At 41.2% G+C, this 14,171-nt stretch carries 12 protein-coding genes; 3 read left to right on the top strand and 9 right to left on the bottom strand.

All coding sequences use genetic code 11. From position 1 onward, the window contains the following. Window positions 1-288: 288 nt before the first annotated feature. The 3 genes from AACU25_RS24955 to AACU25_RS24945 all read right to left on the bottom strand — a co-directional run bounded on the left by AACU25_RS24955 (window position 289) and on the right by AACU25_RS24945 (window position 3,256). A complete protein-coding gene (locus AACU25_RS24955) occupies window positions 289-993 on the bottom strand; it encodes a cyanoexosortase B system-associated protein (protein WP_096580263.1) in 705 nt (234 codons plus the stop codon). Between the two features lie 110 nt (window positions 994-1,103). Continuing rightward, a complete protein-coding gene (crtB, locus tag AACU25_RS24950; RefSeq protein WP_096580262.1) occupies window positions 1,104-1,997 on the bottom strand; it encodes a cyanoexosortase B in 894 nt (297 codons plus the stop codon). An 86-nt stretch (window positions 1,998-2,083) separates the two neighbouring features. Continuing rightward, window positions 2,084-3,256, bottom strand: a complete 1,173-nt coding sequence (locus AACU25_RS24945) for a DegT/DnrJ/EryC1/StrS family aminotransferase (RefSeq protein WP_096580260.1) — start codon at window positions 3,254-3,256, stop codon at window positions 2,084-2,086. Between the two features lie 681 nt (window positions 3,257-3,937). On the opposite strand from AACU25_RS24945, the gene AACU25_RS24940 reads away from it, so the two are divergent. Beyond that, a complete protein-coding gene (locus tag AACU25_RS24940) occupies window positions 3,938-5,485 on the top strand; it encodes a histidine kinase dimerization/phospho-acceptor domain-containing protein (protein WP_096580258.1) in 1,548 nt (515 codons plus the stop codon). A gap of 646 nt (window positions 5,486-6,131) precedes the next feature. Continuing rightward, window positions 6,132-7,559: an IctB family putative bicarbonate transporter gene (locus AACU25_RS24935; protein WP_096580256.1), complete on the top strand. Its 1,428-nt coding sequence runs from the start codon at window positions 6,132-6,134 to the stop codon at window positions 7,557-7,559. Window positions 7,560-7,711: 152 nt separating this feature from the next. Here the strand turns inward: AACU25_RS24935 and AACU25_RS24930 are convergent, their stop codons facing one another. Continuing rightward, on the bottom strand, window positions 7,712-8,005 hold the full coding sequence (locus tag AACU25_RS24930; protein ID WP_096580254.1) for a WGxxGxxG family protein: 294 nt from the start codon (window positions 8,003-8,005) through the stop codon (window positions 7,712-7,714). Between the two features lie 512 nt (window positions 8,006-8,517). Continuing rightward, window positions 8,518-8,985: an SsrA-binding protein SmpB gene (smpB, locus tag AACU25_RS24925; RefSeq protein WP_096580252.1), complete on the bottom strand. Its 468-nt coding sequence runs from the start codon at window positions 8,983-8,985 to the stop codon at window positions 8,518-8,520. 561 nt (window positions 8,986-9,546) lie between these two features. Here smpB and AACU25_RS24920 point away from each other — a divergent pair. Further along, window positions 9,547-10,230 carry a response regulator gene (locus tag AACU25_RS24920; RefSeq protein WP_096584007.1) on the top strand — a complete coding sequence of 228 codons (684 nt, stop codon included), beginning with the start codon at window positions 9,547-9,549 and terminating at the stop codon, window positions 10,228-10,230. Window positions 10,231-10,400: 170 nt separating this feature from the next. Here the strand turns inward: AACU25_RS24920 and AACU25_RS24915 are convergent, their stop codons facing one another. The 4 genes from AACU25_RS24915 to murC all read right to left on the bottom strand — a co-directional run bounded on the left by AACU25_RS24915 (window position 10,401) and on the right by murC (window position 14,130). Beyond that, entirely contained in the window at window positions 10,401-10,886 is a 486-nt protein-coding gene (locus AACU25_RS24915; RefSeq protein WP_096580250.1) for a low molecular weight protein-tyrosine-phosphatase, read from the bottom strand. 91 nt (window positions 10,887-10,977) lie between these two features. Beyond that, window positions 10,978-11,325 (bottom strand): YbaB/EbfC family nucleoid-associated protein, encoded by a 348-nt coding sequence (locus AACU25_RS24910; RefSeq protein ID WP_045871031.1) that lies wholly within the window; start codon window positions 11,323-11,325, stop codon window positions 10,978-10,980. A 209-nt stretch (window positions 11,326-11,534) separates the two neighbouring features. After that, on the bottom strand, window positions 11,535-12,533 hold the full coding sequence (murB, locus tag AACU25_RS24905) for a UDP-N-acetylmuramate dehydrogenase (protein ID WP_096580248.1): 999 nt from the start codon (window positions 12,531-12,533) through the stop codon (window positions 11,535-11,537). A 133-nt stretch (window positions 12,534-12,666) separates the two neighbouring features. Further along, window positions 12,667-14,130 carry a UDP-N-acetylmuramate--L-alanine ligase gene (gene murC / locus AACU25_RS24900; protein WP_096580246.1) on the bottom strand — a complete coding sequence of 488 codons (1,464 nt, stop codon included), beginning with the start codon at window positions 14,128-14,130 and terminating at the stop codon, window positions 12,667-12,669. Window positions 14,131-14,171 lie beyond the last annotated feature (41 nt).

The raw sequence follows: 14,171 nt of genomic DNA, 5'->3' as shown, positions 1-14,171 counted from the left end.
TAAGCAATTTTTTTATGAGCAAGCTAGACCCAAGTTTGTGTCTATTTGAGTCGCTATTTTACTCTGCAAATACCTAAAATGTCTCGTCTGTCTCCGAGAAATTACTATATTCTTAAATGTAAAATTTTAGTGAATTTTGTATAAATTATCAAAATAAAACTAAGTATATATGGTTTTGAAAGAGCGATCGCATTACCCTGAAGATTTCAGATTTAATACCCATCTCTGCACATAAATAGGGACACAGCAATACTGTTTCCCTATTTGCTGAATAATTTATTTGCTTTTCTAAAGCAGGCGCGTCATTAATGCCGTTTGTACAGTCTCACCAATAGACTCGGCTAAAGGCCAAATTTTTTCCACCTGACCTAAAGGTTCCATAGGAATGAGAATACTCACAGCAACCCAAGGAACTCGCTGCTTACGCCACTGTGCTAATTGATCCGCTAAAAACCAGTTTAAAGGTGATGGATTGCCACCATTTGGGAGAGCATACCATTGCAACACCCCAAAAGTTGTTTGTGGTGTAGAAGCGCGAAAAAATCTAGCTTCCACTTTAGTTGCACTAGGCTGTTTCACAGTCAATTGCGCCGAACGATATTGCGCTACATCCCACTTTCCCCAACGCGACTTTCCCCAACCGTTAACTTCTGTCCACTCCACTTCCGGTTTATCCATCGGGCCATTTTGCGGTAACAACAGCACTATGGCTTTAGTCTCGGAGTCTTGTTTTTTAATTAGTTGTAGCGACCATTTATGTTCACCAACTTCTTGTTCATTCTGCTCAACATTTTGCCAACCAGGGATATTTAACCCTGAATTGCGTATCTGTTTCAATTCTTTGAGCTTAATCACAGGTGCTATCTGTTGCCATTGCCATTTTCCTGCCAAATATCCGGGAAAACTGCCAATAGCAAACAAAAGTAGCAATAATAACAACACTACTACTTGATTCCATTGGCTGTCTTTAACAAGTTTAGATAAGGAAATCATCAATAAAATTTGTAATACTTAAGCAAAATTTTACTTCGGTACATAATGTGATGAGTTCAGTAAAATTAACAGTCATCCTGCAATCATGGCTATTTCATTCAATCACTGATTTAATTTTCTGCTTCCACTTCGCTATCTTCAACTGCAGAGAAATAGCTATTAATGCGATTCAATAAAGGCACTAATAAGAGCAGCATACAAGCAGAATAAAGGTCACCACCCCAACTATCATGCAACCATTTAAAAGCTGCTTCTTGACCTGTGCCATGAAAAAATGTGAGTGCAGTATTCCGAATAATATTGGCAGTAATACTAATAACCATAGCAAGCATTAAAAACCAAGTGGTTGTCCGACGCGAGGATAAAGAATCTGTCCAATAAAGCAGCATTAAGCTGACATATATAGTCGTGAACAACATTTTCAATCCAGCACAATAGGGCGCTACTTCTACAATTCGTCCGCCCACATACAGATTCACTGAGTCTACTGTTACTGCCATACCAAACTGATTCAAAATGAAACCAGCCGTCCCAGCAATAAAACTTTGTAGAGGTAAAGTGTAAGGAGTAATTAGGTAAGGTACTGCGGTGGGGGTGGCTAAAAATACTAATAATAAAGGGAATCCTTGTAATCGTAAGCCAGGTACACCCTTAAACCATAAACATAATCCCGCCAAGATAGTAGGTAAGGAAAGGTTTACCCATTCTGTTACACCACTTAAATAAAAAACTCCCCCTAATAAAAGTAAAATAGCGCCTAGAGGATGGATACAATCTGGTAGTCTTTGCCATTGTTTTCTTCCTAACCAAACTAAGTAAGCTGCAAAGGGTAAACCAATCATCCCGTGGCTGAAATATTCATGCTCTGTACTAATATTCTTATGCAACCAACCATCTAACCAGTGCAGCAATATAGGCGCATAAAGTAGGATTAAAACGCCCAAGATTGCCAAATTGAGCAATTGTGCAGTATTTGTATGTTTTAGATGTTGTGGAATTGCCATAATGTTAAGCACTGCCAAATTTATTGATAGTTAATGCTTTCATATTCAGCACTTGAGTGCTTAAATTGACAGGAATAAATTCTAAACTACGAAATAGACATTAACTGTTGTTGACCGCTAATGATTGAGCTAATTGCTGCCACAACTTCTTTAATTTGGCTACTGCTTAAACCTGGATACATAGGTAAGGATAATATTTGCTGCGCCTGCTTTTCTGCTTGAGGGAAATCACCTTCTTGATAGCCTAAATTAGTAAATGCTGGCTGGAGGTGACAGGGAATTGGATAATGAATACCTGTCTGAATGCCATTTGCTGCTAGTTGTTCTTGAATTTGCTCGCGTGATAGGGGGCAAGCATCATCTACTCTAATCACATAAAGATGATATACATGACCTGTTTCGCTATCATTTTTTATCGGTAGAATGCCAGCAGAGGCTAAGGGTAATAGTTCTTGATCGTACTGTTGAGCAATACTGTTGCGATCGCAATTCCAATTTTGCAAATATGGTAGTTTTGCCAGCAATACTGCGGCTTGTAAGGTATCTAGGCGGCTATTTGTGCCAAAATCTGTATGAAAATACTTTTTCGCTGCGCCATAATTCCGCAACCGCACCATTGTTTGCGCTATGTCTGCCTCTCGCGTCAATAACATTCCACCATCGCCAAACGATCCCAAATTTTTGCTGGGGTAAAAACTATAAGCAGCCGCAATTCCCACAGAACCAGCACGATATCCTTCCCTCTCTGCTAGGTGTGCTTGGGCTGCATCTTCAAAAATTAGCAACTTGTATGTGTCAGCAAAGTCTAACAATTGGCGGGGCGATACCATCTGACCATAAAGATGCACCGGAATAATGGCTTTAGTTTGAGGCGTAACTACCTTGGCAGCTGCTTCTAAGTCAATTAAAGCGGTATGAGGATCGCAATCTACAAAAATTGGCTTGGCCCCAGCACGTAGTACTCCAATCAAGGTGGCGACAAAAGTATTCACTGGTAACAAAACTTCATCGCCGTTACCAATATTACAAGCTTGTAAGCCGAGAGCGATCGCATCGGTTCCGGATGCTACACCCACACCATATTTTGTCCCAGATGCTGCGGCAAATGCGGTCTCAAAATCCGCAAGTGCTTTTCCTAAAACAAAATCTCCTTGGGTTAATACAGCCTCAATTGCTTCTTCGAGTTGACGTTGAATCGGTTGATGTTGTAACTTAAGCTCTACAAAAGGAATTTTATTACTAGTTGAATTTATTGGCATATTACTTTAATTTGAATACTCAGGTTTTATTTATGTGACTGATGAATGATTCCACAAGCTTAAGCGCAGTTATTGGCGTTTTTTTGCTAAAAATTCATTATTAGGAAAAATGGCGATATTTTAATCATAAATATGCCTAAATCTGGCTGTAATGATATTTCTTACCAAAGCAGATATGATTGCTTCAACTATATGTCGTCTACAATCATCAACAGCTTTGACATATCTAATATTAGGCTGAGTAAATAAGGCAGAATTTTTGCACATTACTATCCACTCTTCCAGAGATTACACTTGGAAAATCTAGCATCCAGCTATTGTAGGTAAAAAGAAATTCAGTTTAAGCACTAGAAATTTACCTAATATATGTAAGAATGGTACAAATTTTATGTCCCATCCTTGCTTAGTGTTATATTACCCAGTCTAAAAGTCTAACTAACGCTGTCTAGCAGTAAAAGATAAAGCAATATGATTGCCACAACTTTGAGGAGAATTTTGACTATCGGTAATTACTAAGTAAGAGACGATTGCTTTCTAGATTAATGCCATCAGGGAAAATTTTTATCCTGAGATTGTTGATCGGAGGTTAAATTGGGGAATGCTTAAAAATAGCAAATAATAATCCACAAACAGTGGTTATATAAACTACAGTATCGAGCAATTATCAAGGTAGTGATGCTAATGGTAGAGCCGGAAAACAAATTATTAGCCTTAAAGGATGGTTGGACTTCCCAAGAACCAAAAGAAAAACAACGCCTAGAAGCATTGTCAGACTTGGGTTTGCGGCAGTCAGAAACAATTCCCGTATTTGAGGAAGCTACTCAAACTGCTGCTCATTTTTTGGAAGCACCTATTTCCATTTTGGGATTTATAGATCAAGAACGTCATTGGTTCAAGTCAGCAGTTGGTCTATCGCGGCTAGGACTAATGAATCATTTGGCACAAAGCCGCCAATTATTACGGAGGGAATCTTTTTCCAGTCAAGTAGTTGATAGTTTTCAATTTTTAGTTATTAATGATACACATAAAATTACCGACCCAGTGCTTGCTGGTAGCAAGTTGATCCAGGAATATGGGATTCGGGCTTACTTAGGGGCACCACTAATTGATGCTTCCGGTCATTGTCTGGGCGCATTGGAGGTCATGGATTTAGTACCCCGCAACTTTACAACCAGAGACGTTGAGTTTCTCCAAATCATCGCGCGTTGGAGCATGAGTGAGTTTGAGCGCAATCGGTTGTTACAGAGTAAATCAGAAATTAGTGCTGCTAAAGCACCTCTGAGTTTGGCATTTAATAATGATAGTAACAGTGAGATCAAACTCAGCCCTTCTACTTTAGAAAAAGGCTCTTTTTCAACAAAAGAACTCAAACTAGAACTGTTAGGACAGCTAACTCAGGAGTTACGTACACCTCTGACATCTGTACTAGGTATGGCTAGTGTGCTAGGGCGGGAGATTTACGGGCCGTTAACAACTAAGCAAAGAGAATATCTCGATATTATTCAACATAGCGGTCGATATTTACTGTCCTTGGTCAATGAAATTACTGAACTAGGAGCAATGAATGAAAGCTCTAGCGATTTGAATCTAGCGCCTGTAGATATTGAAATGGTATGTCAACAAGCCATCAATACTCTAGAAGAAGCCGCTAACCGCCGTGAGCAAGATATTCGTTTATCTATAGAACCTGGACACAGCCGCATTTGTCCTTTAGATAAAGATAAAGTCAGACAAATGTTGTATCACCTCATTTTTAGCGTGATTCAAATGTCTGCTACCGGTAGCGTAGTTCGCATTCATGTTTCCTATAAAGAAAACATGTTGAATATTACAGTTTGGGTTTCCCATCCTTGGTTGGGCGATGGAATCACTGAAGTTGATCCCTATTTTCGTCTTAGCCCCTTAACTCTGCTGGAACTGACTGGTGAGTCATCACCCTACAATCTGCATCTAGACAATCATGAGCCAGTTGGAAACTTACCATTAATCATGGATGCCAAAAACTTGGATTCCCACTCTGATGTCCTGACTATGAATTCAGGTGTAGATGTGGCTCAACGGCAAAATGGTTTGTCTCGGGAAAGCTTAGGCTTATTACTTAGCTGTCAGCTAGCAGAATTACATGGGGGACAAATTTCCATTCAAGGTTCGCCAGAATCAGGATACCGCTATGTGCTTTCTTTGCCATTACAAGCGGCGACATCCGCAGAGACAGTTAATGATATGTAAGTAAACGTCACAAACTGTTTATATCTGGAATTATGAAAAAGGGACTAGTACAGCACGGCGAAAAAATCACCACTTCCCAACGACTGCAACCCTTGTAGAAAGGTCATCATGCATTCAACGTAGCAGTACTAGAGACTAAGATTTATAGTTCAGTAATAGTTCAGTAATATCGCACTTTTTCCAATCAGCAATTCCCAAAAAATGTCATAAATCAGCATAAAAAAGGAATATTCCCTAAATCCTTACATCCTTTTCCCCAACTCATAATAGGAACAAGCAACAACCAAATATGAAAATCTTTATTCCCTAGCCCCTATTTTTAATTTAGACCCGCGCACGCGATCGCATAGCTCCTCCATCAAAAAGCTGGTATCTAAAATATAGGGAATGAACATAAATTTTTTTTACTCAACAATCAGTACTGTATTTCTTTAATGACTAAATAGCTGTGAAAACTAGCACGCAAGTAAATTTGTCAGATTATGGGCAATAGTCCCTGGTTACAAGTCATCAGTACTGAATAATGATGATGGACTGTTAATCAAATTCTCCATTGACAATTTGCTTGATTACCATTTTATTTCTACCCGCATTATGATTAAGTCCAAGTCCTAAGCGGGCGTGCTAATTGCTCACGGCGTTTTTTATGAATTTAGTCTGGCAACAATTCACTCTATCGTCTTTGACGGTCAAAGAATATTTTGCTACTAGCTACCTCTACAGATCTATCGTAGGTCTGTTATCTTCGTGGCGGCAAAGTAGTATCTTGCTACAGTGGGGAGACACGATCGCAGCTGCCTTACTGAGCATCATATATTGCCTAGCTCCCTTTGTTTCTACTACCTTACTCGGCTTGTTGTTAGCAGCTTGTGGAGTATTTTGGCTATTGCTAACTTTATCAGATGAAGCAACACCAACAAATTCCTCATCATTGACACCCATCCACCTGTTGGTACTGCTTTACTGGGCAATTGCAGCAATAGCAACAGCATTCTCACCAGTAAAAAAAGCGGCCTTGAACGATTTCGTCACCCTAACACTGTATTTGGTGCTATTTGCGCTTTGTGCCAGGGTACTGAGGTCGTCTCGCTTGCGTGCTTGGTTGATAGCCTTGTATCTCCACGTGTCGCTAATTGTGAGCGTCTATGGAATGCGGCAATGGTTTTTTGGCGCACCGCCATTAGCAACCTGGACAGATCCAGAATCGCCTTTGTCGAAAACTACCAGGGTCTACAGTTATTTAGGCAATCCCAATTTATTGGCTGGATATCTTCTTCCCGCAGTAATTTTTAGCTTGGTGGCAATTTTTGCATGGCAAAGCTGGTATAAGAAGGCTTTAGCAGTAACAGCGTTAATTGTTAACGCCTCCTGTCTAGTACTAACTTTTAGCCGTGGTGGTTGGATTGGTTTAGTAGTTGCAGTATTAACTACATTGGCATTGCTAATTTATTGGCGAAGTTTGCAAATGCCGCCTTTTTGGCGGACTTGGTCGCTGCCAATTCTGATTGGTGGGTTATTAGGAGTATTGCTGCTAGGAGTAATATTTATTGAGCCATTACGCCTGCGGATTTTCAGTATTTTTGCTGACCGTCAAGATAGCAGTAATAACTTCCGGCGCAATGTTTGGGATGCTGTCTTCAAGATGATTGGCGATCGCCCAGTTTTAGGTATTGGCCCTGGTCATAATGCTTTTAATAAAATCTATCCCCTTTATCAACAGCCCCGTTATAGCGCTTTGAGTGCTTATTCAATTTTGCTAGAAATTGCTGTAGAAACAGGCTTTGTTGGTTTAGGCTGTTTTGTGTGGCTATTAATTGTCACCTTCAATACTGGCTACTTACAACTCCAAAGATTGCGCCAGATAGGCAATATCGAGGGATTTTGGTTAATTGGGGCGATCGCTTCCATGCTCGGTATGCTGGCTCATGGTACTTTTGATACAGTCTGGTTCCGTCCGGAAGTGAACAGTATTTGGTGGCTATTGGTAGGCTTGGTTGCTAGCTACTGGACACCTTTAGCTAAAAATAGGACTTCTGAGTTGAATTCAACTAACTCTGAACCTTCCGCCAGCTGAACATACCAAATTGTCAGGCAAGCTACTAACACTCAGGTTCGGTTAATTATTTTTCATATCGCTTGTAATTTGGGAAAAAGGGTGCATCTTTGAATTCACCCTTTATTTTTTCCCCTTAACCGAACCATATTGAAACCCCAAAAATCGATTGTTTACTCTCTGTAGGTACTAGCACCTGGAGTACTGGGATCGCGATAACGGGTTGGTTCGTCATCACGTCTTTTACCTGTCAAACCAGCTAAACCTAACAGACCCAGTAAACCCAACCAACCCCAATCAAAATCATTGCGATCGTAAGTTGTTGTAGTTGGTGCTGTGGTGGTGGTTCCGGTGCTAGTTCCAGGGTCGCTAGTGGTTTGGGCTTTTACAGGTGAAGTTAAGGTTAAAATGCCCATACTTAATGTCAGAACACCAGTACCAAGTACTTTAGTTAAATTCCGTGTCATGTTGTAAGTTCCTCATCCCTTCCAAAGTTACTCACCACTGTATCGAGTCTCAACATGAAGAAAATCAATCTGCAGCGATAACCTCAGAAGTTTTCTAACTCACACTCGAGATATATAAAAGCAGGAAAGAAGTAACAGTAAACAAGTTTGAAATCTCCCCTGAATATTGAGAAAAGTACAATTAAATTTACTTATAAGAAAATAAAAATATTTTTAAGGGAACACATACTACCGTCGTGTCACATCTTGCAGAGAAAAAAATGTACCCTAGTGCAAAACCAAGTCACTAAGGTTCCAAGATTCCTAGCAATTCAAGGTAGCTAACCCACTTATACAACTGACTCCCTAATTTTTATTCTGGAAATGTCAAAAATAAATTTTACTCTTTTATGCCCGTTGAGACGCGATTTATCGCGTCTCTGCCCTATATCCCTGTTTACAAAGCAATGGGATATTTTTTCTTTGGAGTCCTTTATCTAATTTTTTTGCTTCCTCCTACCTTCTCAATCTTGTTAATAATTTTTGATCGCGCGTTGAATGTCGCGTTGGTCTTGTCGCCGTTTGAGGTCGTCGCGCTTGTCGTGGAGCTTTTTACCTTTGCCAAGGGCTATACTAACTTTTACCCAACCGCGTTTGAAGTACATTTTTAAGGGAACTAAAGTTAAACCTTGCTGTTCTACTTTGCCAATTAGCTTGCGGAGTTCTTGACGATGTAGTAATAGTTTTCGTGTACGGCGTGGTTCATGATTAAAATATTGCCCACTAGCAACATAAGGAGAAATATGCACGTTGATTAACCATGCTTCGCCATTGCGAATTAAAGCATAGCCATCTTGGAGATTCACCTTACCTGCACGAATGGACTTAACCTCGGTTCCCGTTAACTGAATTCCAGCTTCGTAAGTTTCTAGGATTTCATACAAATAACGGGCTTGACGATTGTCGCTAATTACTTTGTAACTTTCGCTCTTGTCGCTCATTGAAAATTATACGGTAGTAAAATTTATCTAAATAATCTTTGAACTAGCTGAGAAATTTATCGGGGCTATATTAAACCACTATATCTGGTGACTATGGATATCAGACTCATCCTATTAATTTAGCTTTTTTCACTGCTAAAACTAACCCTTCAACGCAAAAAACCCCAACTAAACATGAAAATCTCTCTTCCCAGTCAACAGCCAATAGTCAACGCTATTTTCAAGTTAGAATTTTCTGCCAACTTTTGCCTCAATCGGACTGTTGATTTAGTAGATTGTAATTTACAGTAAGGTAAAAGATTACTCTAACGTTGTGGTTATTTGTGATGAAGTACAAAATTTTCTACAGTTCTCCATTAATAAAATTTCAGGGCGTGTTACATTTCTTTAACAATTTCTAAAGATTTAAGTTTTTCTTAATAAATCAGTCCTGAGGCAGTAATTAATTGTTAAACCTGTCATAGTATGAAACATAAGAACACACTATTATCGCCTGTGTTCACTAATAGTGCTCCTAAAAGTCAATTGCCAAGTCAAACCAATGCTAGGGGTGTACTGTCCATGCCCTTGATGATCCTTGTAGTGGATGATGATCTGGGCACTCGTCTGTCTATTAGTGATTATCTTGAACTCTCTGGCTATTCAGTAATCACCGCTAATGACGGTCAAGAGGCTTTGTTGATGGTGGAAGAGTATCATCCCGATCTAATTGTCACCGATATTGTCATGCCACGAATGAATGGCTATGAGTTGGTGCGCCGAGTACGTCAACAACCAAAGTTCCGTTTATTACCTGTAATTTTATTAACAGCGCGGACAAAGACTCAGGAAAGGATTCTGGGATATCAATCGGGGTGTGATTTGTACTTACCCAAACCTTTTGAGCTAGAAGAGTTAGCCGCTGCTATTCGCAATTTGTTAGAGCGATCGCAAATTATTCAATCAGAGTACCGTTTTTCTGAACAAGAAAATTTGGGCAATTCTCAGTCAACAAAACCAATGACAGCCCAGCCATCTCAAATGACTAAAGTTCAGAAATCGCCAATGATCTCAGATCTCACATCTAGAGAACAAGAAGTGTTAGAACTTTTAACTCATGGGCTTTCAAATGCCGAAATGGGTCATCAGTTACATCTGAGTGCGCGGACTGTAGAAAAGTACGTGAGTAATTTATTGAGGAAAACAGCAACAAGTAACCGCGCCGAACTGGTACGGTTTGCCATGAAGCATGGTCTAGTAGAATAAAAGATTGTGTAGATTACCGAGGAAGTGCTGAGTCAGATAGACCAATATTACACTCTGTAAATCAATGTCCCAGGTCTCTGACTTCAGTCATCAGTAAGAAGAGATATTTTTACCTTCTGATAAATCAGAAAAATTGCTGTGAATTAATACTCTGATTTCGCATCCACAGTTTAAGTGCGTGCTTGCTGACTTAAAACATATTTAAGCAGACCTTCACAAGCATCAACCAGTAAATCAATTACTTGCTCGAAGCCGTCACTACCACCGTAATAAGGGTCAGGCACTTCTTTTAAGGTATAGCGAGAACAAAAATCACACATTAAATGGACGCGATCGCGGTCTTGCGGTGTGGCAGCCAAAGCCAATATATTGTCGTAATTTTCCCGATCCATCGCCAAAATCAAGTCAAAATCTTGAAAATCAGATTTCTGGAACTGGCGAGCATGACCGCGCAGTTTAATCCCTAATTTTTTAGCAGCCGCAGCACTCATACGACGGTCAGGTGGGCTACCAATGTGATAGCTGGAGGTACCAGCAGAATCGCAAATAATCTCATCGCTCAAGCCTGCCTGTTCGATGAGATGATTCATGATATTTTCTGCCGATGGCGAGCGGCAGATATTACCCAGGCAGACAAATAGTAGCTTGTAGGGCATAAATATCTTGTGTCCTTTGTCCTTAGTCATTTGTCATTTGTCCACAACTATTATGATTTAGGACTAATGACGAATGACTAACGACTAATGACTAAAATCCCGGCAGTTCTAGTCCACTGGTCAAATCTTCCATGCGTTCCCGCATGGTAGCTGTGGACTTGTTGTAAGCATCTTTCATGGCTACTGTTACCAAATCGGACAGTACTTCTGCACCTTCTCCCAAAGCTTCTGGAGAGATTTCCACGCGCTTGGGTTCTTGGTTGCCACTGACAATTACCTTGATCAGACCACCGCCAGACTCTCCTTGAATCTCCATTTGCTCCAACTCTTCTTGGAGCCGCTTTGCGCCTTCTTGAACTTGCTGCGCTTTTTTGAAAGCTTCGGCCAGTTCTTTCATTTTTCCCAAGCCAAAGCCGAAACCCTGTCCTTTTCCTGTCATAATAAATAGCCCGCGTGTGCGTTCAATAACAAATCAAATTCAATTATAGATGCGGTAGGCAAATTGCCTATTTTTTTACTGATAATTAATGCTACGGATGAGGATAAGGGGCTAGGGGCTAGTGATTAGGGATGATCCTGGCTCAAAAACCAGCAAAAAGCGTTGACTGCCGCAGAGCTTGACTAGCCTCTAGTCTTGATATCTCCCGATCAACAAGCTAATTGAAAGTCTCCCAGCATTTTGACTTCTGGCTCTAACCAAATTGACCACTGGTCTTGCACTTGGTGCTGAATATGACGGATCAGGGAGAAGATATCGCTAGCTTTTGCCCCACCACGGTTAACGATAAAATTAGCGTGGAGTTGTGCAACTTGCGCTCCCCCAATTTGAAAACCTTTTAACCCTGATTGTTCAATTAACCAGCCTGCAGAGTAAGGTTTGGGATTGCGGAAGACGCTACCACAACTAGGGTAGTTGTAGGGTTGGGTGCTCAGTCGGTGTTGTTTATGTTCCTTGGTGACTGCAATTACTGTTGCTGGGTCAGCGCCAGGACGCAGTTGAAAAGTAGCTTGGGTGACTATGCGATTGCTACCTTGTAATAATGAAGTGCGGTAGGCATAACCTAACTGCTCTGGAGTCAGAGTTTCGATTGTGCCATCAGGTGACAAGACCTGAGCGCTGACTAACATATCTGCGGTACAGCTATGGTGGGCCCCAGCATTCATGACAACAGCGCCACCAACGGTTCCCGGGATACCAACCGCCCATTCTAGGCCTTCCCAACCTAAATCTGCGGCTTGCCATGCCAAGCTGGGAATTGATTCGCCCGCAGCGACGGTTAATTGCCCTGTTGCGGGGTCAAAGTGGCTATATCGTAAATGACGAGTGGCAATCACTAAGCCGGGTAAACCGCGATCGCTCACTAATAAATTAGAACCTGCACCCAGTATCGTCACTGGAATCTCATGTTCTTTTGCATACTTCATGCTTGCTTGCAGTGCTTCTACGTTGCGGGGGGCTACATACAATTCAGCAGCTCCACCCACCCTATAGGAAGTAAACGCTGACAAGGAAGCTTGGGGTTTGATTGCACAATCAGTGTCAGGCAAGCAAATTACCTGACTAGTGACGGAATTAGCTGTTTCCTGTTTCTCTGAAGTTAAAGTAGAAACTGTGCAGACGCTGCCAGCTGCCTGGGAGATTGTCATCTTTCGGTCGATTGAGTAAAATTTTTACATTTTTCCGCCGTAACAATACGGCTTAACTATAAAATTTTGCGAAAAGATTACCAGGTAACAAGGATACTTGTTTCCCTAATGAAACCTAGTCATTGTCCAAAATTTACGATGTGGCTGTTGCTGGTTCGCGCAGTGTCGCAATCACATCAGGAATTGTCTGATTCAAGTTTCCAGCACCGAGAAACAGCGCTAAATCCCCTGGACGCAAAGCTTTGAGTAGATATTCGCCAACTGCACTCAAGGTAGGTTGATAGACAACCTGTGAATGCTGCTTCGCAATTGCTGCTGCTAACATTTCACCGCTGACTTGCCCTAAATTAGGTTCTCCAGCACTGTAAATATCAGTTAGCACTACCAAATCAGCATGAGTAAAGGATTCTGCAAATTCTGCTAAAAAGGTCAGTGTGCGACTATAGCGATGGGGTTGGAAAATCGCCACAACTCTTTGCCCTGGCCTTGCTTGCAGGCGGGCCGCTGCGAGAGTAGCACGAATTTCGCTGGGGTGATGAGCGTAGTCATCGATAAAGGTGATACCATCAACTTCACCGCGAAACTCAAAGCGCCGTCTTGCACCTTCAAAGGTGGCAATCCCTTTAGCAATTTCTCCAAATTCTAGACCTACAAATCGACCAACAGCTACAGATGCGAGAGCGTTGCTGAGGTTGTGCCGACCGAGCAGTCGCAAATTCAGCATTCCTAAAGCTTTGCCGCGTTCCCAAACTAAGGCAGTAGTACCATCAGCACGATGGTCAATGTTAGTGACAGTATAGTCAGCGTTGCTATCGGGGTGTAGGCTGTAGCTAATTGTGGGTTTTAGGCGATCGCGCACTGTTGCACAATCAATGCTACCTATTAAGGTTTGGCATCCTTGAGCAAACTCTTGGAAGATATTAACAACTTCTTCTAATGTTTCATAATGGTCGGGATGATCTAGTTCAATATTAGTAATCACACCAATTGCTGGAGCGTGTTTTACCAAAGAACCATCTGATTCATCTGCCTCTGCAACTAAATACCGACTTTCTCCCAATCTGGCATTGCCTTCCCAAGCATTGACTTCGCCACCCACCAAAATAGTTGGATCTAAACCAGCTTGCAGCAGCATATAGCCAATCATACTGCTGGTTGTAGTTTTCCCGTGGGTGCCCGCCACAGCAATGCTATGGTAATCAGCAATTAAAGCAGCTAGTACATCTGAACGATGTAAAATTGGGCATCCCAATTCTATTGCTGCTTTGTATTCTAAATTAGTAGTGTTAATTGCTGTTGAACAAATTACTTGCGGCAGTGTTGTGTTGTTACTGCTATTTGATTCTAAGCGTGAGTTTAATCCTACTCCTGAAGATACTAGAGGTCGAAAGAATTCGAGATTACTTGCCTCTTGTCTACTAAAAATATGTGTGCCGATAGATTCTAATTTTCTTGTTATGTGGTTCGGGCGTAAATCTGAACCTGATACTGGTAATTGACGTTTAGCAAGAACGTATGCCAGAGCAGACATTCCTATACCGCCGATCCCAATGAAATGAAATGGTCTACCGCTAAAATCTACAGAATTATTACTCATTGATTACTCCTCTTACACCACACCACACCATAATCACAAAT

The sequence above is a fragment of the Tolypothrix tenuis PCC 7101 genome (genome assembly GCF_963874875.1).
Taxonomy (GTDB): domain Bacteria; phylum Cyanobacteriota; class Cyanobacteriia; order Cyanobacteriales; family Nostocaceae; genus Aulosira; species Aulosira tenue.
Note: the sequence above shows the minus strand (reverse complement) of the source record. Positions and strands in the feature narration are given on the sequence as shown.